Here is a 23,501-nt window from a genome sequence, read left to right as displayed (position 1 = left end):
TTGCGTCGCAACATTATTGATTGTGACATTGATGAATGTCATCGTAGGCACGCCAGCGCCACGGGTCAACACGGAGATTTGAATCGTTCTTCTAATTTTTAACGGATTTTAGTGGTGTTTTGAGCGCATAAAACAGCAGAAAAGCGCGCTTTTCCGCACCGGAGGGCGTACCCACCGCTGCGTTTGAAACCGCCTCCTATCTGCCAAATATTGCCGAAAGGCGACGGTGGCTATCCCGGCGCGCGGCCCAGCAACCGCTTGCGCCAGGCGTTCGGGGTTTCCTGCGTCCAGCGTTTGAACGCATGGCTGAACGCGCTCTGCTCCGAAAAGCCGAGCAGCATGGCCAGCTGGGCGAGGCTGATGGCGGGGTCGGCGAGGTAGTGCTCGGCCTGCGCGCGGCGCACCCCGTCGACCAGCGCGGAGTAGTTCAGCCCCTGCGCCTGCAGCCGCCGCTGCAGCGTGCGCACGGGCAAGCGCAGGTGCGCTGCCACCGCCGCGATCGGCACCTCGCCCCGATGCAGCGCTGCGCTGATAAAGGCACGCGCCTGTGCGATCTCGCCGGTGCCGTCCGCCTCCAGCGCGCGCAGCTGGACCTGGGCGATGCGCGTCATCTGTGCCTGCATTTGCGCATCGGCCTGCATCGAAGGGCGCGCCAGCAGCGCGGGATCGATGTGCATGGCGTGGCGGCCGGCGTTGAAAACCACCGGGCAGCCGAATACCCGGGTGTAATCGCCGGCGTGGCCACCGGGTGGCGGCGCGTGGGGGAACTCGATGCGCTCGGCAGAGAAGCCGTCGCCCAGCAGCCAGCGGGAAAAGCCGATCCACGTGGCCATGTGCAGCTCGTGCGCGTGGCGCGACAGCGGGCCGTGCTGCGCCTCCCACGTCATCCACGCGCCCTGCGCCGTTTCATGCAGGCGGGTGCGGCCGATATCGTTGGCCAGCACCTCGTAGCGGATGCCCTGCAGGATGGCCTCGCGCACCGTGGGCGTGGTCAGCACCACATAGCCCATCTCCGCATAGTGGCGCGGCCGGAACGCCGCGCCCGCGTGCAGGCCCGCCAGCGGATCGCCGGCGGCGCGCTCCAGCGCATCGAGCAGCGCCAGGTAGTGCGCAACGCCGATGCGCGTGGCGGGGCCAGCCGCGCTGTCGAGCAGGGCGGGATCGAGCCCTGCGAGCACGAGCTGGTCGGCCGGCGTGATGCCGGCGGCCTCGCCGTAGTCGAGCACGGTGCGCAGGTAGGGCAGCGACACGGTGCCGGGCGTCTGGGCGACGTAAGCAGCGCTGGCGATGTCGGTGATAGCAGCGGCGGGGAGCGCCGCGTTGGCGCGTGGCATCAAATCACCTGTCATGCGGGATCAAGACCGGGGCCCGATCTTTATCCAAACTGCGGCGAGCGTCAATGCGGGGTATCGGCAACGCGCATCGCATGGCCCGCGCAATGGACCCGCGATGCACCCGCAATGCACCCGCAAAAGACCCGCAAGCAGACGGATAAGCGCAAAACAGGAGACACACCATGCACACCCCAGCCACCGAGCCGCCCGCGTGCGCACTGTCGCGGCGCGGCTTTCTCAAGATTGGCTTTGGCTTGTCCGCCGCACTCGCGTGCGCCGGCCTGGTCCCGGCATTGTCCGGCTGCGCGCCCGCGCACAAGCAACCCGCCACCGGCATGCAGTTCCTGCGCGAAGGCGACGTGGCGTTGTTCACCGCCTTGCTGCCCGCCGTGGTGGCGGAGCTCGCCGAGCGCGAGCGCGGCTCGCGCGAACTGCAGCTCGGCCAGGCCGTGCGCAATGTCGACGCCACATGCGCCGCCATGGATGCCAACGCACGCGCGGAACTGCGCAAGCTGCTCGACCTGCTCGCCATCGGGCCGTTGCGCTGGGTGCTCGCCGGCGTGGGCCAGGACTGGAAGCAGACCGACACGCAGCAGGCGCGCCGCTTTCTCGCGCGCTGGCGCGCCAGCCGCTTTGCCACCTTGAATGCCGGCGCCGTGGTGCTGGTCAAGCTCAGCAGCGTGGGCTACTACCTGCTGCCGGCAGCGTGGGCGGGCAGCGGATATCCCGGCCCCAATCCTGCGGTCTTTCGTGCGCTGCACGCCTGAAATCCAATACACGAGTACCTCATGGCCATTCCCGATATCTATAGCGCCGGCATCGCCGCCGGCTGGAACGTGGTGGACGGCGCCGCGCTCACCGCGCCGCTTTCGCTCGACGCCGACGTGGTGATTGTCGGCAGCGGCGCCGGCGGCGGCGTGGCCGCCGAGATCCTCAGCGAGGCCGGTCTGCGCGTGGTGCTGGTGGAGGAGGGCGCGCTGCGCACCTCCGACAGCTTCAAGGACATGGACGAGGGCCGCGCCTATCGCGAGCTGTACCAGGAGGGCGCGGCGCGCGCCACGTCCGATGGCGCCATCGCCATCCTGCAAGGGCGCTCGGTGGGCGGCAGCACGACGGTGAACTGGTCGTCGAGCTTTCGCACGCCAAAGGAAACGCTGGCGCACTGGGCCGCGCACCATGCGGTGAGCGGCCACAGCGCCGCGGACATGGCACCGTGGTTCGAGCGCATGGAGGCACGGCTGTCCGTGGCGCCGTGGGGCATGCCGCCGAACAACAACAACGATGTGCTCAAGCGCGGCTGCGACAAGCTGGGCTGGGAGTCGCACGTGATCCCGCGCAATGTGAAAGGCTGCTGGAACTCCGGCTATTGCGGGCTGGGCTGCCCGGTCAACGCCAAGCAATCGATGCTGGTATCGACCATTCCCGCCGCGCTCGCCAAGGGCGCCACGCTGGTCCACCGCGTGCGGGTGCGCGCGCTGGAGCATGACGGCAAGACGGTCACCACGCTTGCCGGTGAAGCGCTGGGTGCCGATGGCCGCACGCCCACCGGCATTGCGGTAACGGTACGCGCGCGGCACTACGTGGCGGCCGGCGGCGCCATCAACACGCCGGCGCTGTTGCTGCGCTCGCGCGTGCCGGACCCGTATCAGCGGGTCGGCGTACGCACCTTCATCCATCCGGTCAACCTGAGCGTGGCGGTGATGCCCGAACAGGTCGACCCATACTACGGCGCGCCGCAATCGATCGCCTCCGATCACTTCCAGTGGAAGGATGGCGCCACCGGCCCGATGGGCTACAAGCTGGAAGTGCCGCCCTTGTTCCCCGGCATCAGCGCGGGCGTGTTCAACCAGGTGGGCGAGGCGCTGCGCACCGACATGGCCGCGCTGCCGCATACCAACGCGATGCTGGCGCTGCTGCGCGATGGCTTTGTGGCGCAGAGCGAAGGCGGGCGCGTGCGCATTGCCGACGACGGCAGCCCGGTGCTGGACTACGACCTGAGCGACTACGTCTGGGACGGCATGCGACGCGCCTGGCTGAGCATGGCCGAAGCCCAGTTCGCGGCCGGGGCGCTGCGCGTGCGCCCGGCCCACCTGGACGCGCCGTACTATGACAGCTGGGCGCAGGCCCGCCAGGGCATTGCCACGCTGCCGCTGGCCAAGTTCCGCGCGGCGCTGTTCACCGCGCACCTGATGGGCGGCTGCGCCATGAGCGACCAGCCGCAGGGCGGGGTGGTCGACAGCCATGGCCGCCATCACCAGCTGGCCAACCTGTCGGTGCTGGACGGTTCCGTGTTTCCGACCAGCATAGGAGCGAACCCGCAACTGTCTGTTTTTGCACTCAGCGCGCAGAACGCCCAGGCGCTGGCGGCGCGGCTGGCCGGATGAGCGCGGCCCGCCAATCCGCGCGGCTACGGGCGTTGGCTCGCAAGGACACGCCCCCCTTAAGCAGGGAAGTAAAATCCCGCATGGCGCGCGCGGCATGCGGGCACAATCAAATCGGATTAGAGGCATCGCTCCAAAATTACACTTGTGAAACGCCCGCAGCGCTCGCTAGGCTCCGTACAACTGTTTCAAGCATCCGTTTGCCGTCAGAGCAAGGAGCTGTTGCAGTGCGTGGAATTTTGCTGGGGTTGTGCGGCATGACCATGAGAGAGACGCCCCCTATGAAGACCGGAAGAGGCACGGCAGGAGACACCAAGGCCCGCATTCTCGACGCCACCGAGCGTTTGTTCATCGAGGTTGGTTACGAAGGCACCTCGCTAAGGCAAGTGACATCGCGCGCGATCGTCAACCTGGCCGCCGTCAATTACCATTTCCGCAGTAAAGAGATCATGATGCAGGCGGTCCTGGGCCGCCGGCTCGACCCGCTCAACACGCGCCGCCTGGCGCTGCTCGATGCCTGCGAGGCACGCTGGCCGGGGGCGCAGATACGCTGCGAACACGTGATGGGTGCGCTCTTCGTGCCCGCGCTGCAAATGGCGCGCGAGCCCGACGTGGGCGGCCCGTCGTTCCTGCGGCTGCTGGGGCGCGTGTATTCCGATACCTCGCCATTTATCCAGTCTTATCTGCTTGGCCATTACGCGCCGGTGTTCGGCCGCTTCTCCGATGCCTTCGCCCGCGCGCTGCCCGAGATCCCGCCACAAGAACTGGGCTGGCGCCTGAACTTCGCGCTCAAGGCGCTGGCCGGTGTGCTGGCCGGCGAGGAGCTTGGCAACCTGCTGCCGGCCTTTACGCAAGGCAAGGACCTGAGCGACGCGCACGTGCTCGCCCAGTTGAGCGCGATGGTGGTGGCTGCGCTCAAGGCACCCGTGCCCGCCAGCCAGCAGCTGTGCGCGCTGCAGGACGTGTTCCAGATCGGCGAGACCCAGCAAGCTGAAGAGCATGCCGGGCAAGCCGCGCTGACTGCCCTGGTGGCAGAACAGGCGCAACGCGCCGACACCCTATCCGTTGCCGCGCGCAAGACACGCCGCGCGGCACGCAACGAGGGCGCGACACGCGCTGCCGTCACCAGCATGGCGGTGCGCGGCGCGCGCGAGCACCCCTTCGTCTTCCCGAGCAATCCGCTCGACGACTGGATGCGTACCCGCTCCAGAACCTAGCGGCGCGCTGGCGCCGGCCAACCGCCGGCGCAGGCCTGGCCGCCTCCAGGAACCCGAGTTGCAAGTGCCCCGCTTGAGCCAGGCATCCGGCCGTCCTTAGCCCGGCATTTCCGCAGCGATCCGCACTCGGGCATTCCGTTCTCAACGACACCACGCGTGCGTCCCGCGCACGCGGTGGACCGCTGTCGCCCGCGTTTTCCGCGCGGGCCGACACCACAACAGGAGATCCGCATCGTGAAAGCCTTGTATTCCCACGCGCCGAGCGCAACCGTATCCGCATCGAGAAGGTCATTGCCCTTATTGCGCAATCTTGCGGCCACCGTCGCATTCGCACTCGCGATGGCCTTGCCCGCACCCGCACAGACGCAGCCGCAGGCGAGCGCCGGTTCGGGCACCGCCTTCGACGGGCTCGGCGCCCAGCAACAGGCCGCGCTGCTCTCGAAGCAGATCGCCAGCGGCGAACTGGCGAAGCTGCCCGACGAGCAACTGCTTGCGGCCATCAACGCATTGCAGCCCGAGGCCGCGCTGCTGTGGGCCAAGGCCGAGATGAACCGCTACCCCGAGTACGAGTACTGGATGACGCGCCAGGAGCGCCTCAACGGCCAGTGGCAAGACCAGCCCGCGCGCATGATGATCCGCTACCGCCACGCGCCGCGCCAGCTCTATGCGAAGTGGCTGCCGGGCGGCAGCCAGGCCGGCCAGGAAATCCTCTACGACGAGACGCAGCGCAAGGATGAGATGTACGGCCACCTCGGCGGCATGCTGGGCTTCACCTCGATGTGGATCGCGCTCGACGGCACCATCGCGCGCGCGCAGTCCAACCACACGGTGCGGGACCTGGGCTTCCAGTACGTGGTGTCGATGCTGGAGCGCGATGCCAGGTCGCTGCGCGCGGCCGGGCTCACGGAGAAGTTCACGCGCGCGGACATTGTGCAGGAGCAGGGCATGCGCATGGTCGCGCTCACCTGGGACCTGCCGGCCGGTGCGCCACGCTATTACGCCAAGCGGGTGCAGCTGATGCTGGACCTGAAGAACCCCTGGCCGCGTGTGGAAACCGCCTGGGATGCCGAGGGCAACATGGTCGAGAAGATTGTCTTCGAGAAGGCGGTGCGCAAGACCTTCGACGCGAGCGCCTTCGATGCGAAAAACAGCGACTACAAGTTCTGATGCTGCATCACCGTGTCCGCCATGCAGCGCCGCGCGCGTTTGAATCTGCTTGCGCGGGCACGCGTGCAGCAGTTTGAACAAACGGCGCGAGCGCTTGCGCAGCGGTGGCAAGGGCACGGCGCGCCATGTTTGGAACGCGCACTCTATTGACGCTCGCTTGCCCCGGCAGCGAGAGTCGCAGCACGGAAAAGGACGATGCGTTGCCAAGCATAGCGGCACGCAAGACAAAACAAAGCGGCACCACGCGCGACACAGCGCTTCAGGAGACAAGCATCATGCATCAGCATCCTTTGCAGCACGGACAGCATCGGCAGCGTACGCCGTGGAGAAAACATCATGGGCAGCGGATCCTGCGCTACGGCGTGGCGCTGCTGGGTGCCACGATGCTGGCCGCCTGCGGCGGCGGCGGCGATGGCGGCAGCGGCGGTGGCAGCGCCGCCGCGAGCACCAGCTCCGCCCCGGCCACACCAGTGCGCCTGTGTCCCGCGGCACTCGACTACACCACCACCTTCACCGGCGGCACCGGCTCGGGCGAACTGGTCAAGGTGCAGATCGACACCACCAGGAAGACCTGGCAAGTGACCTTCCTCGACTCCTCGGTGCCGCGCACCACGGGCACGGTCATGCCGACCCGCAGCGACACCACCGGCGGCCAGAACGTGATGACGGGCACGCTGTCGCAGGAAACAGGCCTGCCCACCGACAAGCTCAACCAGTGCGCGTTCCAGCTCAACGGCGCAAGCCTGGACCCGAATCGCCCCGCGCGGCTGTTCGTTGGCGAAGGCGTGGCGGGCGGCACCATTCCGGGTGCGCGCATCCAGTTCAATGGTGTCCTGGGTGCAGGCGCGGTGCCGGATACCACCTTCCCGTATTTCCAGTTCATCGGCTTCGCGCAGACCGAAACCGACCTCACCAAGATCGCCGGCCAGTACAACGGCTACGGCTTTCACGAGGTGCCGTCGAAGAACTTCCAGACGGTGGCGCAGGACTACCGCATGGCGCTGGCGGCCGACGGCTCGTTCCAGGTGTGCGACAACAAGACGGGCGGCACCTGCTCGCAAAAGGGCAAGAACTTCGTGCCCCAAGCCAACGGCAGCCTGATGTCGGCCAACTACAAGGGTGAGATCGATCCGCCCACGCTCGGCGCGACGCTGGGCCGCGCCTACCTGATCGTGGGCAAGCTACGCGGCCAGTTGGTCCCGGTGATGATCCGCGTGGGCTACGCCAACGGATCGCTCACCAACGGCATGCCGCTGGGCGCCGACGACGAGATCGGCATCGGCATGATGGCGCCAGCCATCGCCGTGACGCAGGGCACGGTCAACGGCGAGTACGTCGGCGTGGACAGCAACTTCGACTACCGCACCACCGCGCTGGTGGCAGCGGACGCGGCCATGCTCGACCCGTTCCACCCGTCGGACGCCTCGCTCGCCACGGCGCTCAAGCTGGACTTCTCCCAGCAGTTGCCCGGCGTGGTCACCACCACGCGCAAGGATGGCGCGGCGGGCAGCCCCACCGGCAAGTTCATCTTCACCGGCGGCGTGTTCGGTTTCCTCGAGTCGCGCAGCGGCAGCCCGTACTTCACCATCGGCGCCTTCGTGCAATGACGGCCATGCAATCCAACTTATTCCGGGAAGACAAGATGACGATGAATGCCTTTCGTTTGGCAGCGCCCTTGCTGATCGCCGCGCTCGCCTGGCTGGGCGGCATGCCCAGCGCCCATGCACAGAAAGCCGGTGACAACGTCGTCGCTGCCGGCTGGTTCCACATCAACACCAGCGGCAACAGCAGCCCGTTCACCACCAGCGTGATCGATGCGCCCATCAACGGCCCGCTGGGCTTGCCGTCGTCATTCACGGCGCCGGGCAGCAGCATCAGCACATCCAACGCGGACACGCTGGGGCTGACCTTCAGCCACTTCTTCACGGACCACATCGCGCTCACGGCGGTGGGCGGCATTCCGCCCAAGTTCAAGCTCTACGGCCACGGCAACCTGATCCCGCCGGGCCCGGCGGGCGCGCTGGGGCAGCAGCCGCTGGGCGACCCGGGCCTGAACCCGATCATCACCAGCGCACGCCAGTGGAGCCCGGCGTCGATGGTGCAATACCACTTCTTCGAGCCTACCGCGCGCGTGCGTCCTTTCCTGGGCATCGGTGTGTCGTACAACTTCTTCACCAACATCGAGCTCAACCCGGCGTTCGCCGCCTCGGTCAACAACAACCTGGGCGCCACGTTGGCCGCCGGCGCCGGCAAGCCGGGGCCGACCTCCGTCGAGGCCAAGGCGTCGAACTCGTTCGCGCCGGTGTTCAACATCGGCGGCTCCTTTGCGATCACGGACCAGTGGGGCCTGACCGCATCGGTCACCTACATTCCGCTCAAGACGACGTCGTCGATGATCATCAAGGCGTCCGACGGCACGGTGTTGTCCACCTCCAAGGCCACCATCAGCCCGAACCCGCTGATCATGTTTGTGGCGGCGACGTATAAGTTCTGAAGTGGGCAAAGCCGCTTGCGATGACGAGGGCTGTCACTCCCTCTCCCACAAGTGGGAGAGGGGAGCAAACCAGCGCTAGATCAAGCCGTTCGAACTCTCACGGCCGGTACCGTCACGGTCTTGCGCACAGGGCTTGAGAGCACCAGCGATGTGGTCACCGAGCCGTGGGCCGCGAGCGTGTCGACCACGTGCTCCAGGTCGGCCGGATCGGCGATGGCGCAACGCACGATAAAGCAATGCGCACCGGTCACGCGATCGGCGCTCAGCACTTCGGGCATGCTCTCGAACAGCTTCACATACTTCTGGATATAGGCGTGCGTGGTCTCGATATGGATGATCGCCTGCAGGCCGACGCCCAGCGCGCGCAGGTTCACCCGCGCGCCGTAGCCCTCGATCACGCCCGCGTCCTCCAGCTTGCGCACACGCTCGCTCATGGCGGGCTGCGACAAGCCAATGCGCTTGCCCAGCGCTGCCAGGCTCTGGCGGGCATCGGCCTGCAGCGCCTCCAGGATCAGTCGGTCTTTCTTGTCCAGCTCCATCCCATTCTCCTATGGCACCTGTTGCGCGCCACCGATGAATCATCGGTGCGCGGTGCCGATTTCCGATGCCTTGCCATTCGTGGCGACGGCTGCTGCGATTATGCTGGAACTCAGTGCGGCTCAATGCGCAGCCCGATATCCTTCCGGAGGCAATATGCAACTCATCGGCATGCTCGACTCACCCTATGTGCGCCGCGTGGCCATCTCACTGCGGCTGCTGGACCTGCCGTTCGAATATCGAGCCGTCTCGGTGTTCAGCACGTTCGAGCAGTTTCGCGCGATCAATCCCGTGGTGAAAGCGCCCACCCTGGTTTGCGACAACGGCGTGGTACTGATGGAGTCCGGCCTGATCCTCGACTATGCCGAGACGCTGGCCACGCGCAGCCTGATGCCCGCGCAGCACAAGCAGCGCCAGCACGCCTTGCGCGTGATCGGCCTGGCGCTGGCGGCGTGCGAGAAGACGGTGCAGATCGTCTATGAGCGCAACCTGCGCCCGGCGGAAAAGCAGCACGAGCCATGGATCGAGCGCGTGCAGGGGCAGTTGCATGCCGCCTACGCGGCGCTGGAAACCGAACTGGCGGGGGCCGCGCTTCCCGCGGATGAGCGCTTGCTCATGCAGGCCGACGTGACCGCCGCCGTGGCGTGGGGCTTCACGCAGCTGATGCTGCCGGCATGCGTCGAGGCGTCAGCGTATCCTGCGCTGGCGGCATTCAGCGCGGCCGCCGAACGCCTTGCCGTGTTCAAGGACACGCCGCAGACCTGATCCACTGCCGCGCACCGGCCGTGCTTAGTGAGCCAGGGCCTGGGCGAGCGCGCGCAGCAGGCCGGCGCCGTCGCCGCGCCAGGCGCTGCCATGCATGCAGGCCAGGGTGGTTGGCTGCAGCAGCGCCATGCGCTCCAGCATGGCGCCGGCGTTCGGCGTGTGGGAGAAGTAATCCATGCCGCGCCGGAACGCTTCGCTCGGCCCGAGGATGTCGGCCTCGGTCAGAGGCTGGAGCTCGGCACCGCCCTGGCTGAACAAGTCGCCGCAGAGCAGCGTGCCGGTGCGCTCCTCCATCATGAGCCCGCACTCCCAGGCATGCGGCAAGTGTGGCGTATCGAACCAGCGCACGGTATGGTGGCCAAGCGGCACGGCTTGCCCGTCCGCCAGGCCCTGCGCGGGCCGGTCGGCCAGGTCGTTGACGGACACCATGGCGGCGACGGTGCCGCACAGCGGCGATGCGTGGGGCGCCGCCGCCAGCCATTCATTGAGCGAGCCGCACTCGTCGGCTTCCACGTGCGAAAAGGCAATATGACGCAGCCGGCCCGGTGCGATCACGCTGGCCACGGCTTCATGCACCAGCGGGAACATCTTGCGCAGCCCCGTATGGAACAACAGCGGCTCGTCGTCGACGATCAGGTACTGGTTGAAGGAGAAGCCGCCCGGCCCACCGTCGATGTGGACCGGGGTATTGATCCGATAGATCCCGTCCGCGATTTCGTGGACGTTGGTGCCCGACCGGGCGTTGGTGACGGTCATCGTTGTCTCCTGGAAATCGTCTGGGCGCGGGGACCCGGCCGCCTGCGCCGGCCTGCTTCATTCTAGTCACTGCAACGCCACAAGCATGCCACCTTTTGCTTGGCCGGGCTGCACATGGGACGCTCGACGGCGCAAAATGGGGACGACGATCCGGCAAGCGGGCGGCCGCGCCAGCCGGGAAGAGGGAAGAGGGAAGAGGGAAGAGGGAAGAGGGAAATGCGCGATGGATGACGTGACTCGGGCAGCCCGCGACAGCGTGCGTCTGTTCCTGTGCGGCGATGTGATGACCGGCCGCGGCATCGACCAGATCCTGCCGCATCCGGGCAAGCCGCACCTGTTCGAGGGCTGGCTACGCTCGGCAGTCGACTATGTCGAGCTGGCCGAGCGTGCCACAGGCGCAATACAGCGGCCGGTTGATCCTGCCTATCCGTGGGGCGACGCGCTCGCGCAGCTGGATCGCTTCCGGCCGGATGTGCGCATCGTCAACCTGGAAACGGCCGTCACCGTGAGCGAGGACGCACAGCCGGGCAAGGGCATCCACTACCGGATGCACCCCGCCAATGTGGCGTGCCTGCGCAGCGCGCAGCTCGATTGCTGCGTGCTGGCGAACAACCACGTGCTGGACTGGGGGTGCGCCGGGCTCGACGAAACCCTGGCAACCTTGCACGGGGCAGGCATGCGGACCGCGGGCGCCGGACGCGACGAGGCGCAGGCCAGCGCGCCTGCCGCGATCGCGCTCGCGCAAGGGGGAAGGGTGCTCGTCTTTGCCTATGCCACCGCGGCAAGCGGCGTGCCGGCGGACTGGGCCGCGGCCCCCGGGCGCGCCGGCATCCATTTCCTGCCCGACATTTCGGTGCGCGCCGCCGATGGGGTTGCCCGCCTTACGGCAGCAGCGAAGGGCGCGGGCGATATCGTGGTGGTGTCGCTGCATTGGGGCGGCAACTGGGGCTTCGACATTTCGCGCCAGGAGCAGGCCTTCGCGCACCGGCTGATCGATGCGGGCGGCGCCGATATCGTGTACGGGCACTCGTCCCATCACATCAGGGGTGCCGAGGTGTATCGCGACCGCCTGATTCTCTATGGCTGCGGTGACTTCCTCAACGACTACGAAGGCATCGGCGGATACGAGCGATACCGGCCCGACCTGGCCTTGATGTACTTCCCGCTCGTCGACGGCGCAACCGGCGCATTGCGCCAGCTGTCCGCCGTGCCGATGCAGATCCGCCATTTCAGCCTGCGCCGCGCACCGGAGCAAGGCGTGTCGTGGCTCTGCGCCACGCTGGACCGGGAAAGCGGCAAGCAGGGCACGCACGCGACCCGTGTGGCGGACGATACCCTGGCGTTGCGCTGGGACGGCTAGCGCGCTACGCGCGCATGGCTTTCGCCATCTCGCTCGTGGCGTGCCAGCCCAGCGCGACATACAGCGACCGGCCCATCTCGGTGGCGTGCAGGATCGCGTACTGGAGGTCGCGCCTGGTGAATTCGTCCTCCGCCAGCTGCATGAGGCGGCGCCCCAGCCCCTGCTTGCGATGCGTAGCCTCCACATACACGTTCAGCACGTAGCCACGCTTGTCCTGCAGGGGATGGGCCGGATGCGGCGGCCAGTCGATCGCCATCAGGCCAATGCCGCCCACCGGCTGGCCCTGGTCCATCAGCACGAAGCCGAAGTAGCTGCCATCGCGCAGGCGCGGCACAAGCCATGGCCGGAACTGCTGCGTCATGGCCTGCAGGACCTCCTCGCCGCGCCCGGCCTCGCGGAACATGGATTCGCGATGGCGGCAGACCAGCTCGACATCATCGGTATCAAGCGGGCGGACTTCCATGGCAGGCTTCCTTGGGGATTTGCGTGGGTGGTGGGAGAGAGAATTTGCGCGGCGCGCACCGACATCCTAACGCAGTGCATTGCGATTCGGAGAACTTCCCACCGGCGCCATGGCCCGAAGCCGGGAATAAAAAAAGCGAAGCGCTGTTGGCGCTTCGCTTCGAGGCCATCCGGGCTGAATGCACCGGATGGCAGGACGAACCCTTCTGCCTTACTGCGTGGTCACGGCCGGCTTGACGTTCACCGAGGCCACCGGTCCGGTCTCGCTCAGGCCGCCGCCAAGCGACCGGTAGAGGTCGATGGCATTGTTCAGGCGCAGTTGCCGCGCCTGGATCAGGGCCTGGTCGGCAGCGAACAGCTGACGCTGCGAGTCGAGCTGGTCCAGCTGGCTGGCCACGCCATTCCTGAAGCGCATCGTCGACAACTCGTAGCGCGCTGCCTCGGCGTTGCGCACCTGCTCCTGGCTGGTCACCTGCTCTTCCAGCGTGCCGCGCGCCACCAGTGCATCCGCCACTTCCGCGAAGGCCGTCTGGATGGTCTTCTCGTAGTTGGCGATCTGGATATTCTTGCGCACGTTGGTCAGGTCCAGGTTGGACAGGTTCCGGCCGTAGTCGAAGATCGGCAGCACCAGCTGCGGTGCGAACGACCACGCGCCGGTGCCGGAATCGAACAGGCTCGAGAAGGTCGGGCTGATCGCGCCGGCATTGGCGGTGAGCGTAATGCGCGGGAAGAACGCCGCGCGCGCCGCGCCGATATTGGCGTTGGCGGAGAGCAGCAACTGCTCGGCCTGGCGGATGTCGGGACGCTGCTCGAGCAGGTCCGACGGCAGCCCTGCCGGGATGTCGCTGATGATCCGCTCGTCCGACAGGCGCATCGGTGCAGGCAGGTTCTCGATGGTGCCAAGCGGCTTGCCCACCAGCACCTCAAGCGCGTTCTGCGCCTGCGCGCGCTGGCGTGCCAGCTGCGCGGCGGAAACGCGGGCCTGCGCCACCAGCGATTCGTTGTCGCGCAGGTCCAGCGCCGACGTGGCGCCCGCATCGAAGCGTTGCTTGGCCAGGCTCAGCGTGTACTCGCGCGTCTTCAGCGTGTTCTGCGCGAGCTCGTATTGCTCGGCGAAAGAGCGCTCGGACAGGTAGGCCTGGGCGACTTCGGAGACCAGCGAGATCTGCGCGGAACGGCGTGCTTCCTCGGTGGCGAAGTACTGCGACAGCGCCGCGTTGGACAGACTGCGCACGCGGCCGAAGAAGTCCAGCTCGAACGAAGTCACGCCGGCGCCCGCCTGGAAGTACTCGGAGACAAACGGCTTGCCGGTGGCCGACTGCAAGGCGGGGGTGCGCGAACGGTTGAAACCGCCGGTGGCGTTCACCGTGGGCAGCAGGTCGGCGCGCTGCACCTGGTACAGCGCGCGCGCTTCCTCGATGCGCAGCGCAGCGGTGCGCAGGTCGCGGTTGTTCTCCAGCGAGGTGGCAATCAGCACTTGCAGGCGCGGGTCGCGGAAAAACTCGCGCCAGCCGATCTCGCTCGCCCGGCGGGTTTCGCCGGTCTTCACTTCGGCGGCCGCGTAGCCTTCCGGCGCGGCCGGGAAGCTAGTGGCCACCGGCGGGGCAGGGCGTTCATAAACGGGTGCCAGTGTGCAACCCGAGAGGACGCCCGCCACCAGCAACAGCGTGGTCAGTGTCTTTGTCATGTCAGATTCCTTCCTTGGGTTCGAGCCCTTGCTCGTTCAGCATCTGCTCGCGCTTGCTGCCCTTGAAGCGGCTACGGATCACCATGAAGAACACCGGCACCAGGAAAATCGCCAGCACCGTGGCGGTGATCATGCCGCCGATCACGCTGGTACCGATGGCGCGCTGGCCGCCCGAGCCCGCGCCGCTGGCGATCGCCAGCGGCAGCACGCCCAGGATAAAGGCCATCGAGGTCATCAGGATCGGGCGGAACCGCAGGTGCACGGCTTCGAGCGTAGCGTCGATGACGCTGCGGCCCTGGGCCTGCAGATCCTTGGCGAATTCCACGATCAGGATGGCGTTCTTCGCCGACAAGCCAATCGTCGCGATCAGGCCCACCTTGAAGTACACGTCGTTGGGCATGCCGCGCAGGGTCACACCGAGCAGCGCGCCGAGCACGCCGAGCGGCACCACCAGCAGCACTGCGACCGGGATCGACCAGCTCTCATAGAGCGCGGCCAGGCACAGGAACACGATGATCAGCGACAGCGTGTACAGCATCGGCTCTTGCGAACCGGCCAGGCGCTCTTCATAAGACTGTCCCGACCACTCGAAGCCGAAGCCCGGCGGCAGCTTGGCGAAGTTGTCTTCCATGATCTTCATGGCTTCGCCGGTACTGCGCCCCGGAGCGGCCTGGCCAGCGATCTTCACCGCCGGCAAGCCGTTGTAACGCTCAAGGCGCGGCGAGCCCATGATCCACTTGGAAGTGGCAAAGGCGGCGAACGCAACCATGTCGCCGTTGCTGTTCTTCACGCGCAGCTTGGTCAGGTCATCGGGCAGCTTGCGGTCGTTGCCTTCGGCCTGGGCGATCACCTTGCGCACACGGCCTTCGTAGATGAAGTCGTTGACGTAGGAAGAGCCGAACGCGATGGCCAGCGTCGCGTTGATATTGGCCACCGACACACCCAGCGCGCGTGCCTTCTCGCGGTCGATGTCGATCTGCAGCTGCGGCGCGTCTTCCTGGCCTTCGGGGCGAACGCCCACCAGCGCGGGATTCTTCGCGGCCATGCCGAGCATCATGTTGCGCGCTTCCATCAGCTTGGCGTGACCCTGGCCGGTGCGGTCCTGCAGGCGGAAGTCGAAGCCCGAGGAGTTGCCCAGTTCGGAGATCGCCGGCGGGTTAAGCGGGAAGATGATGGCGTCCTTGATGAAGGACAGCGCACCAAACGCCCGGCCAACCAGTGCCTGCGCGGTCTCGTCCTTGCCGGTGCGGTCCTTCCAGTCCTTCAGGCGCACGAACGCGATACCGCCGTTCTGGCCGCGGCCGAAGAAGGAGAAGCCCGCCACGGTGATCATCTGGTCCACTACCTTGGATTCCTTCTGCAGGTAGTAGTCCTCGATCTGCTTGAGCACGCCGATGGTACGCTCCTGCGTGGCGCCGTTGGGCAGCTGCACCACCGTGATCATGTAGCCCTGGTCTTCCTCGGGGAGGAAGGAGGAGGGCAGGCGCTTGAACAGCACCACCATGCCCACGACGATGAGCGCGTAGATGATCAGGTAGCGCCCGGCGCGCGCCAGGATGCGGCCCACCATGCTCTGGTAGCCGGTGGCGGCGCGTGCGAAGGTGCGGTTGAACCAGCCGAAGAAACCCTTCTTCTCGTGGTGGTGGCCAGCCTCGACCGGCTTGAGCAACGTGGCGCACAGCGCCGGCGTGAGCGTCAAGGCCAGCAGCGCCGAGAACGCGATCGACGCGATCAGCGACAGCGAGAACTGGCGGTAGATGTTACCCACCGAACCCGAGAAGAACGCCATCGGGATGAACACCGCGGTCAGCACCAGCGTGATGCCGACGATGGCGCCGGTGATCTGGCCCATGGCCTTGCGCGTGGCGTCGCGTGGCGAGAGTCCTTCCTCGCTCATGATCCGCTCGACGTTTTCCACCACCACGATCGCATCGTCCACCAGGATACCGATCGCCAGCACCATGCCGAACATCGTCAGCACGTTGATGGAGAAGCCGAAGGCCAGCAGCATGCCCGTGGTGCCCAGCAGGGCCACCGGCACCACCACCGTCGGGATGATGGTCGCGCGGATGTTCTGCAGGAACAGGTACATCACCAGGAACACCAGCACCACGGCTTCGACCAGGGTCTTGATCACTTCCTCGATCGAGATCTTGACGAAGGCCGAGGTGTCGTAAGGCACGGAGTACTGGTAATCGGCCGGGAAGAACTTGGAGAGCTCTTCCATCTTGGCGCGCACCGCGGTGGCGGTGGCCAGGGCGTTGCCGCTCGGGGCCAGCTTGATGGCGATGGCCGCCGAGGCCTTGCCGTTGGTACGGGCCAGCGTGGAGTAGTCGGCACCGCCGAGTTCGACGCGGCCGATGTCCTTGATGCGCACCGAGGAGCCGTCCGGGTTCGTGCGCAGCAGGATATTGGCGAACTGCTCCGGCGTGGTGAGGCGGCTCTCGGTGGTGACGGTGGCGTTGAGCTCGGTGCCCTTGGGCGACGGCGTGCCGCCCAGCTCACCCACGGCGACCTGGACGTTCTGCTCCGAGATGGCGGCGGTGACGTCCTGCGGCGTCAGGTTGAAACCGGTCAACTTGGCCGGGTCCACCCAGATGCGCATGGCGTACTCGGTGCCGAACAGGTCGGCCTGGCCCACGCCCGGCACGCGGCGGATCGAATCGATCACGCTGGACGAGATGTAGTTGCCCAGCTGGATGGCGTCGGCCTGCCCGGACTTGGACGCGACCGTCAGGAACATCATGTAGTTGTTCCCGGCCTTGTCCACGCGCACGCCCTGCTGGCGCACTTCCGCCGGCAGGCGCGCTTCCACGCGCTTGAGGCGGTTCTGCACCTCGACCGAGTTCAGGTCGATGTTGGAGCCCGGCTGGAAGGCGATCGTGATCGTCGACAGGCCGGTGGCTTCGCTGGTGGAGTTGTAGTAAAGCAGCCCGGGAATGCCGTTGAGCTCTTGCTCGATCACCGTGGTGACCGAGTCTTCAAGCGTCTTGGCGGATGCGCCCGGATAGGTCGCCGTGACCGAGATCGTCGGCGGGGCGATGTTGGGGTACTGGGCGATCGGCAGTTGCACCACCGACAGCAAGCCCCCCAGCACGATGATCAGCGCAAGCACCCACGCGAACACCGGCCGGTCAATAAAAAACTTGGCCATAACACTGGCTCCCTTCGAATTGCGCTGTGATTAGCCCTGCTTGGCGTCGGCCTTGTCAGCGGTCACCGCGGCAGGAGCCGAGGCTCCGCTGGCGGCCGGCTGCGTGGCGGGAGCCGAGGCGGCGGCGGTCTTCGAGACAAACGGCACGGCCTTGGCGGGCGCGCCGACCTTGACCTTCTGCAAGCCCTCGACGATCACCTTCTCGCCACCCTTCAGGCCCTCGGTGACGATCCAGCTCTCGCCGATGGCCTGGGGCGCCTTGACCGGCACCGCCGCGACGTTGCCGTCGCCGCCCACCACCATCACCGATGCGCCTTGCGCATTGCGGATCAGCGCGCGCTGCGGCACGGTCAGCGCGTTTTCGTCCACGCCCTGCTCGATCTTGACGCGCACGAAGGTGCCCGACAGCAGCTCGCGCTTGGCGTTGGGGAACTGCGCGCGCAGCGTGATGGCGCCGGTGGTCGGGTCAACCGTCATGTCCGAGAACAGCAGCTTGCCGGTTTGCTCGTACTCGCGGCCGTCCTCGATGAACAGATGGACGCGGGCGCCACCGTCGACGCCCTTGACCTTGCCGCTCTCGATGGCGCGGCGCAGCTTCATCACTTCGCTCGCGGGCTGGGTGAAGGTCACCCAGATCGGGTCGACCTGCTCGACCATGGTCAGCTTGGTGGCTTCGCCGCTGCCGACCAGCGCGCCTTCGGTCACCAGCGCGCGGCCCACGCGGCCGCTGATGGGCGCGGTGACGGCGGTGTAGCCGAGGTTGATCTGGGCGGTGGAAACGGCAGCCTTGGCCGAGGCAATGTCGGCGGTGGCCTGGCCCGCGGCCGCCACGGCTTCGTCGTATTCCTGCTTGCTCACCGCGTTGACGGCGACCAGCGGCTTGTAGCGCTCGGCCTTCTGGCGGGCCGCCACGGCGTTGGCTTCGGCACGGGCAAGGCTGGCCTTGGCCGACTCGAGCTGTGCCTGGTAGGGCGCAGGGTCGATCTTGAACAGCAACTGGCCTGCCTTGACCTCGCCGCCTTCCGTGTAGTTACGGGACAGCACGATGCCGGCAACCCGTGCCCGCACTTCGGCGGTGCGCACGCCTTCGAGGCGGCCCGGCAGTTCATTGATAACAGAAACGGTCGTAGGCGTGACGGTGACGACACCCACTTCCGGCGGCGGCATGGCGCCGCCCTGCGGCTTCTTTTCGCCGCAGGCGGACAGCGCAAGCGCCGACAACACGGCAGCGGCAACGCAAGTGATACGTTGGGACTTCCTCATCGATAACCCCATGATGGCAATTTGAGATCGGCCGCATGCGCTCCCGGTGTCGTATCCGGATACGGCGCGGCCCACCGCTGGCAGATGGCACAGAGGCGGGCAAAAAGAGTAATGCTAGCCACAATTTGCAACGCTGACGTGGCACATGCGACGAAAGGTTGCAAATTAGTAACGACATGCCGACATGGCAGCGTGAACCGTGGAGAGGTGCGCGCCGCCGTCTGCCAGCCCATCACGCCGATGGGCTGGCCGAAAGTCAGGCGAACGCGTATTATATATACATTCAAGCATGTATGTAAGAACTTGTTGCAACGCGGCGATAGCCGCCCTATATATCCACGTCCTAACGCGCCGGCGCGGCGCGCACAGTGCAAGGCGGGCTTCACCGCCAGCACTCAGGGAGACAGAACCAGACCGGTCCCTCGTGGCCGGCACCAGAGAACATCATGGTCAGACGCACCAAGGAAGAGGCGCTTGAAACACGCCATCGCATTCTCGACGCGGCCGAGGCGGTATTTCACGCCCGCGGCGTTGCCCGCCCTTCGCTAGCCGATATTGCGGAGGCGGCCGGCGTGACGCGCGGCGCCATCTACTGGCATTTCAAGAACAAGAGCGATGTCTTCGCCGCGATGTCCGACCGCGTCCACCTGCCGCTCGAGGCCCTGTGCGAGCCGGGACGCATCGCGAGCCAGGAAGACCCGCTTGGCAGCATTCGCGACATCTGCGCCTTTGTGATGCGCCAGACCGTGGAAAACCCGCAGTGGCGGCGCGTGTTCGAGATCGTTTTCCACAAGTGCGAGATGGTGGCGGACAACGGCGCCATCTTCGAGCGGCAGCGCCAGTCGCACCAGGAGGGCACGGTGAAGATGCGCGAGCACCTGCGCATGGCGGTGGACCGCGGGCAGTTGCCGGCCGACCTCGACCTGGACCTTGCCGTCAATGTGTTCCACGCCTCGATTGGCGGCATGCTGTCGCACTGGCTGTTCGCCCCCGAGGAATTCGATCTCGAGAGCAATGCCGAGCGGGTGGCCGACGCCTTCATCGACACCCTCAAGCTGTCGCCGGCTCTGCGCCAGGGTTATGTGGCGCGTCCCGTGCCGAAGCTCGAGGAAGAAGTTGCCTCGATGTGCCAGGAGGCCAAGAAGAAGGCCGAGGCCGAGACCAAGCAGGCTGCGCAGACACTCACCGCCAAAGCGCTACCCGGCTGATCGCCGCAGCGGCGCGAGAGCCGCTCAGCCCCACTCAGCCCCGCACGGCCTCGCGCCAGCGTGCCAGGAAATTGCGCTTGCGCAGCGTGTCCTGCGCCGCCAGCAGGCCGGGGCCGACGCTGATCGGCTTGAGCGCGTAGCCCAGCCGCTCCGACAGCGCCGCCGCGGTGTGCTCGCTGTCGGTGTCGGTGCGGATCGTGTAGAGCTGCGAGGCGCTCTGCCCCAGCAGCGTCTGGCCCGCACGCGAGAGCAGGAAATCCAGCCATAGCCGGGCCGCATTGGGATGCGGCGCGCGGCGCGCGATGAAGGCCACGCGCGACATCACCAGCGTGTAGTCGCGCGGCGCGATGACATCGATCTCCGCCCCGCGCTCCATCAGCGACAGCGCGTACGAACCCAGCAAGTTGTAGCCCATCACGAATTCGCCGGAGGCGATACGCTCGATCATGTTCGCGGTGGACGCCGACAACTGCACGCCGCAGCGCCCCAGCGCCTGGGCCAGATACCAGAACTCATCACCCATGCGCGCGTCCTGCTGCGCCAGCAGGTAGCCCACCCCGGATTTTTCCACATCGTAGGTCACCACCCGCTGGCGCCAGCGCGGCGTGTTTTCCTGCAGCAGGCGCGCCAGGCCGGTGCGGCTGCGCGGCGTGCGCATGCCGGCAAAATGGCGGCGGTTGTAGACGATCACGGCGGGCTCGAAGGTGGTGCCCCAGGCTTCATCGCGCCAGGCAGCCCACGCCGGCAGGCCGGCCCGCTCGGGCGAGGGGTAGCGCAGGGCATGGCCATCGTTGACGAGCTTGATCTGCAGGTCCATTGCCGTGCTCCACAGCACATCGGCGTAGTCGGGGCCGCCCACCTGGCCCGCGCCCAGCGCGGCGCTATCGGCCAGGAAACGGCCGTTCAACTCCAGCGTGTTGAGGTCCTGATAGCGCACCTTGATGCCGGGGTAGCGTGCCTCGAACGCGGCCAGCAGCGGCCGCGCGATTTCCATGTCGGTGGAGGCATGCACGTTGACCGAGCCTTCCTGCACACCCCGCGCGATGATCTCGGCGTAGCTTGCCGGATAGCCCGCCGGCACCGGCGCAACGGCCTGGGCATGCACGCCATGGCTCAGCCCCGCCAGCGTGGCCGCAGCGGCGCCGGCCAGGACGCGCCGCCGGTGCCAGCTTTCTGGCAGTTCGGCAACCATGGCGGGAGGCGTGAAGGGGAAGGGCAAGGGGGACGGGGAGGGGGGCAGCTTGCGCAAGGCGGGAACCATCGGTGGTGACATCGGTGGCCAAAAAAGGGGCCATGGCGCACTCGCCGCGCGCAGCCCGGGGCGGAGGTATTATAAGCGCCCGCGGCGTGTCCTCGCGGGGGCGGCGGCCTTGCCAGCCATGGCGGCGCAGCCATCGCATGATTTCAAACGGACGCTTACCTGGCAGCGGAGGACCGCCGTGCGCTTATTGCTGGTGGAAGACGAGATTGAACTGGCGCGCTGGGTTGCGCGTGCCCTGGAGCAGGGCGGCTTTGTCATCGAGCATGTGGCCGACGGCCTGCAGGCCGAGGCGCGGCTGATAGCCGAGGAATACGACGTGGTGGTGCTGGACCTGCGCCTGCCCGGCAAGGACGGGCTGGCCGTGCTCAAATCCATGCGCGGGCGCGACGACCGCACCCCGGTACTGATCCTGACCGCGCAAGACACGCTCGACGAACGCGTGCGCGGCCTCAACCTCGGCGCCGACGATTACCTGCCCAAGCCCTTCGCCATTGCCGAGCTCGAAGCCCGCATCCTGGCGCTGATCCGGCGTAGCCGCGGCCGCGCGCATCCGCGCCTGCAGTGCGGCACGCTGGTGTTCGACGGCGAAACGCGCAGCTTTACGCTCGAAGGTGCGCCGCTCGCGCTGACCCCGCGCGAATCGACCCTGCTGGGCGCGCTGCTGGCCAAGAGCGGCCAGCCGCTGACCAAGGCACAACTGCTCGACAAGGTGTTCTCGCTCGATGCCGACGTCAGCCCCGATGCCATCGAAGTGCTGGTCTACCGGCTGCGCAAGAAGCTCTCGGGCCACGGCGTGACCATCGTCACGCTGCGTGGCTTCGGCTACCTGCTGGAACCGGAAGGACAGCCCTGATGCTGCGCCGCCTGCCACGGCACTGGTTGCGGCGCTGGCTGCAAGGCAGCCTGCGCCGCCAGTTGCTGCTGCTGCTCGTGCCCGCGCTGGCGGCCATGATGGCGCTCGACACGTGGCTGACCTACGGCACGCTGCGCGATGCCGCCAACGCGGCGTACGACCGCTCGCTGTACGGCTCGGTGCGCGCCATCGACAACGCCATCGGCATGGCCGGCGAAAGCGTGCAGATCGCGCTGCCGGACGCCGCCATGGAGATGTTCGAGACCGCGGCGCAGACCCATGTCTTCTACCGCGTCTCGCTGGAACGCAACGGCAAGATCGAAACCGTCACCGGCTACGACGACCTGCCGCTGCCCAAGGCAGAGATCGCCAGCAACCAGCCGCGCTTCTACGACGCCGACTATCGCGGCGACCCGGTGCGCATCGCCGTGCTGGCGCACCCGGTGTATCGCCCCAACGCCCACATGCGCGTGATCGTGCAGGTGGCAGAAACCGCCGAGCCGCGCTTTGCGCTGATCGCCACCGTGTGGCGCGGCGCGCTGGCGCGCGACGTGCTGCTGATCCTGATCAGCGCGGGCATCCTGGTGGCCGGCATCACCTATGTGCTGCGCCCGCTGGCGCGCGTGCGCGACGACGTGCAGGCGCGCTCCGCCGACGACCTCACGCCGCTGGCCTTCGACCATGTGCCCATGGAAGTCCGCCCGCTGGTCGATGCGGTCAACCTGCACGTGTCGCGCTCGGCCGCCATGACGCAGGCCCAGGCGCAATTCATCGCCGACGCCGCGCACCAGCTGCGCACGCCGCTGGCCATCCTCAAGACGCAAGCCGAATTCGCCCAGCGCCAGCTTTGCGCCAGCGCAGATCCCGCGCGGGCGCGGGACGCCGCCGGTGAGGCGGTAGGCGGCATCGTCACGCAGCTGGAGCAGGCCGCGCGCCTGACCAACCAGCTGCTGGCGCTGGCGCGGGTACGGCAGCACCCGGGCAGCGACGCGCCTGGCGAAGCCGAGCCGCTGGAGCTGATCGACGCCGTGGCCGTGGCCGAGCAGGTGGCGCTGGACTACTTGCCGCTGGCGCGCGGCAAGCAGCAGGATTTTGGCTGGGAGCGCCCGCAGGGGCTGGCGCTGCCCGTACGGGCCGATGCCGCGCTGTTGCGCGAGGCCTTTGCCAATCTTGTCCACAACGCGATCCAGTATTCGCCGCGCGGCAGCCGTATCACGCTTTCCGCCGCGCGCGTCGGGGACGCCGCCTGCCTGGTGGTGGAGGATGATGGGCCGGGCATTCCTGCCGAGGAACGCGAAAAAGTATTTGCGCGGTTTTACCGCCGGGTTGGGAACGTGGAGCCGGGCTCCGGCCTGGGACTGGCGATCTCCCGCGAAATGGCGGCGCGCTTCGGGGGAACGGTAGCGCTGGGGATTGCGCTGCAGGGCAAAGGGGTTCGGGCGGTCCTGTCGCTGCCGATCGGGGACTGAGAGGGCGCTAAAAAGACCAAAAAATCTAAAAAAGCAAATGTCCATACATCCATCCCCACGTAAACCCCACCCCATTGCCTGACAAATTGACAGCCTTTTGACAGTTTCTACCCCCTAGAATCGCGCCATGGCC

19 protein-coding genes are annotated in these 23,501 nt (G+C 67.0%); 11 read left to right on the top strand and 8 right to left on the bottom strand.

The window, feature by feature from the left end; translation table 11 throughout:
- Window positions 1-230: 230 nt before the first annotated feature.
- The gene (locus AC1RQK_RS12685; protein WP_492809229.1) at window positions 231-1,334 is read right to left on the bottom strand and encodes an AraC family transcriptional regulator; all 1,104 of its coding nucleotides are present in this window, start codon (window positions 1,332-1,334) and stop codon (window positions 231-233) included.
- Between the two features lie 182 nt (window positions 1,335-1,516).
- Here AC1RQK_RS12685 and AC1RQK_RS12680 point away from each other — a divergent pair, with 182 nt between their 5' ends.
- The 6 genes from AC1RQK_RS12680 (at window position 1,517) to AC1RQK_RS12655 (ending at window position 8,593) form a co-directional block, all read left to right on the top strand.
- Window positions 1,517-2,101 (top strand): hypothetical protein, encoded by a 585-nt coding sequence (locus tag AC1RQK_RS12680; protein ID WP_492809228.1) that lies wholly within the window; start codon window positions 1,517-1,519, stop codon window positions 2,099-2,101.
- Between the two features lie 21 nt (window positions 2,102-2,122).
- Entirely contained in the window at window positions 2,123-3,718 is a 1,596-nt protein-coding gene (locus AC1RQK_RS12675; RefSeq protein ID WP_492809227.1) for a GMC family oxidoreductase, read from the top strand.
- Between the two features lie 278 nt (window positions 3,719-3,996).
- A complete protein-coding gene (locus AC1RQK_RS12670; RefSeq protein ID WP_492809226.1) occupies window positions 3,997-4,932 on the top strand; it encodes a TetR/AcrR family transcriptional regulator in 936 nt (311 codons plus the stop codon).
- 339 nt (window positions 4,933-5,271) lie between these two features.
- The gene (locus AC1RQK_RS12665; protein WP_492809225.1) at window positions 5,272-6,099 is read left to right on the top strand and encodes a DUF1571 domain-containing protein; all 828 of its coding nucleotides are present in this window, start codon (window positions 5,272-5,274) and stop codon (window positions 6,097-6,099) included.
- Between the two features lie 383 nt (window positions 6,100-6,482).
- The gene (locus AC1RQK_RS12660; protein WP_492373258.1) at window positions 6,483-7,706 is read left to right on the top strand and encodes a DUF2957 domain-containing protein; all 1,224 of its coding nucleotides are present in this window, start codon (window positions 6,483-6,485) and stop codon (window positions 7,704-7,706) included.
- A gap of 101 nt (window positions 7,707-7,807) precedes the next feature.
- On the top strand, window positions 7,808-8,593 hold the full coding sequence (locus tag AC1RQK_RS12655; RefSeq protein ID WP_492809324.1) for an OmpW/AlkL family protein: 786 nt from the start codon (window positions 7,808-7,810) through the stop codon (window positions 8,591-8,593).
- 80 nt (window positions 8,594-8,673) lie between these two features.
- Here the strand turns inward: AC1RQK_RS12655 and AC1RQK_RS12650 are convergent, their stop codons facing one another.
- A complete protein-coding gene (locus tag AC1RQK_RS12650) occupies window positions 8,674-9,132 on the bottom strand; it encodes an Lrp/AsnC family transcriptional regulator (RefSeq protein WP_492373249.1) in 459 nt (152 codons plus the stop codon).
- Window positions 9,133-9,286: 154 nt separating this feature from the next.
- Between AC1RQK_RS12650 and AC1RQK_RS12645 the strand changes: the two genes are divergently transcribed.
- Window positions 9,287-9,895 (top strand): glutathione S-transferase family protein, encoded by a 609-nt coding sequence (locus AC1RQK_RS12645; protein WP_492373250.1) that lies wholly within the window; start codon window positions 9,287-9,289, stop codon window positions 9,893-9,895.
- Between the two features lie 24 nt (window positions 9,896-9,919).
- Here the strand turns inward: AC1RQK_RS12645 and AC1RQK_RS12640 are convergent, their stop codons facing one another.
- Window positions 9,920-10,651 carry an oxygen-binding di-iron domain-containing protein gene (locus tag AC1RQK_RS12640; protein WP_492373251.1) on the bottom strand — a complete coding sequence of 244 codons (732 nt, stop codon included), beginning with the start codon at window positions 10,649-10,651 and terminating at the stop codon, window positions 9,920-9,922.
- Between the two features lie 136 nt (window positions 10,652-10,787).
- Here AC1RQK_RS12640 and AC1RQK_RS12635 point away from each other — a divergent pair, with 136 nt between their 5' ends.
- Window positions 10,788-12,011, top strand: coding sequence for a CapA family protein (locus tag AC1RQK_RS12635; protein WP_492809224.1), 1,224 nt, complete (start codon window positions 10,788-10,790; stop codon window positions 12,009-12,011).
- Between the two features lie 4 nt (window positions 12,012-12,015).
- Here the strand turns inward: AC1RQK_RS12635 and AC1RQK_RS12630 are convergent, their stop codons facing one another.
- From AC1RQK_RS12630 to AC1RQK_RS12615, 4 genes are all read right to left on the bottom strand, one after another.
- A complete protein-coding gene (locus AC1RQK_RS12630) occupies window positions 12,016-12,474 on the bottom strand; it encodes a GNAT family N-acetyltransferase (protein ID WP_492373253.1) in 459 nt (152 codons plus the stop codon).
- A gap of 210 nt (window positions 12,475-12,684) precedes the next feature.
- Entirely contained in the window at window positions 12,685-14,160 is a 1,476-nt protein-coding gene (locus AC1RQK_RS12625) for an efflux transporter outer membrane subunit (RefSeq protein WP_492809223.1), read from the bottom strand.
- A 1-nt stretch (window position 14,161) separates the two neighbouring features.
- Window positions 14,162-17,314: an efflux RND transporter permease subunit gene (locus AC1RQK_RS12620; RefSeq protein WP_492809222.1), complete on the bottom strand. Its 3,153-nt coding sequence runs from the start codon at window positions 17,312-17,314 to the stop codon at window positions 14,162-14,164.
- Window positions 17,315-17,344: 30 nt separating this feature from the next.
- Window positions 17,345-18,577, bottom strand: a complete 1,233-nt coding sequence (locus AC1RQK_RS12615) for an efflux RND transporter periplasmic adaptor subunit (protein ID WP_492373255.1) — start codon at window positions 18,575-18,577, stop codon at window positions 17,345-17,347.
- Between the two features lie 446 nt (window positions 18,578-19,023).
- Between AC1RQK_RS12615 and AC1RQK_RS12610 the strand changes: the two genes are divergently transcribed.
- Complete coding sequence (locus tag AC1RQK_RS12610) at window positions 19,024-19,785, top strand: TetR family transcriptional regulator (protein WP_492373256.1); 762 nt, start codon at window positions 19,024-19,026, stop codon at window positions 19,783-19,785.
- 34 nt (window positions 19,786-19,819) lie between these two features.
- Here the strand turns inward: AC1RQK_RS12610 and AC1RQK_RS12605 are convergent, their stop codons facing one another.
- Window positions 19,820-20,977: an ABC transporter substrate-binding protein gene (locus AC1RQK_RS12605; protein WP_492373260.1), complete on the bottom strand. Its 1,158-nt coding sequence runs from the start codon at window positions 20,975-20,977 to the stop codon at window positions 19,820-19,822.
- 247 nt (window positions 20,978-21,224) lie between these two features.
- On the opposite strand from AC1RQK_RS12605, the gene AC1RQK_RS12600 reads away from it, so the two are divergent.
- Window positions 21,225-21,899, top strand: coding sequence for a response regulator (locus AC1RQK_RS12600; RefSeq protein ID WP_492809221.1), 675 nt, complete (start codon window positions 21,225-21,227; stop codon window positions 21,897-21,899).
- Window positions 21,899-23,368, top strand: coding sequence for a sensor histidine kinase (locus AC1RQK_RS12595; RefSeq protein ID WP_492809220.1), 1,470 nt, complete (start codon window positions 21,899-21,901; stop codon window positions 23,366-23,368). The genes AC1RQK_RS12600 and AC1RQK_RS12595 overlap by 1 nt, the downstream gene beginning before the upstream one ends.
- Window positions 23,369-23,501 lie beyond the last annotated feature (133 nt).

The sequence above is a fragment of the Cupriavidus sp. GW822-FHT02D05 genome (assembly GCF_058802485.1).
This window is presented reverse-complemented; position numbering and strand designations above follow the sequence as displayed.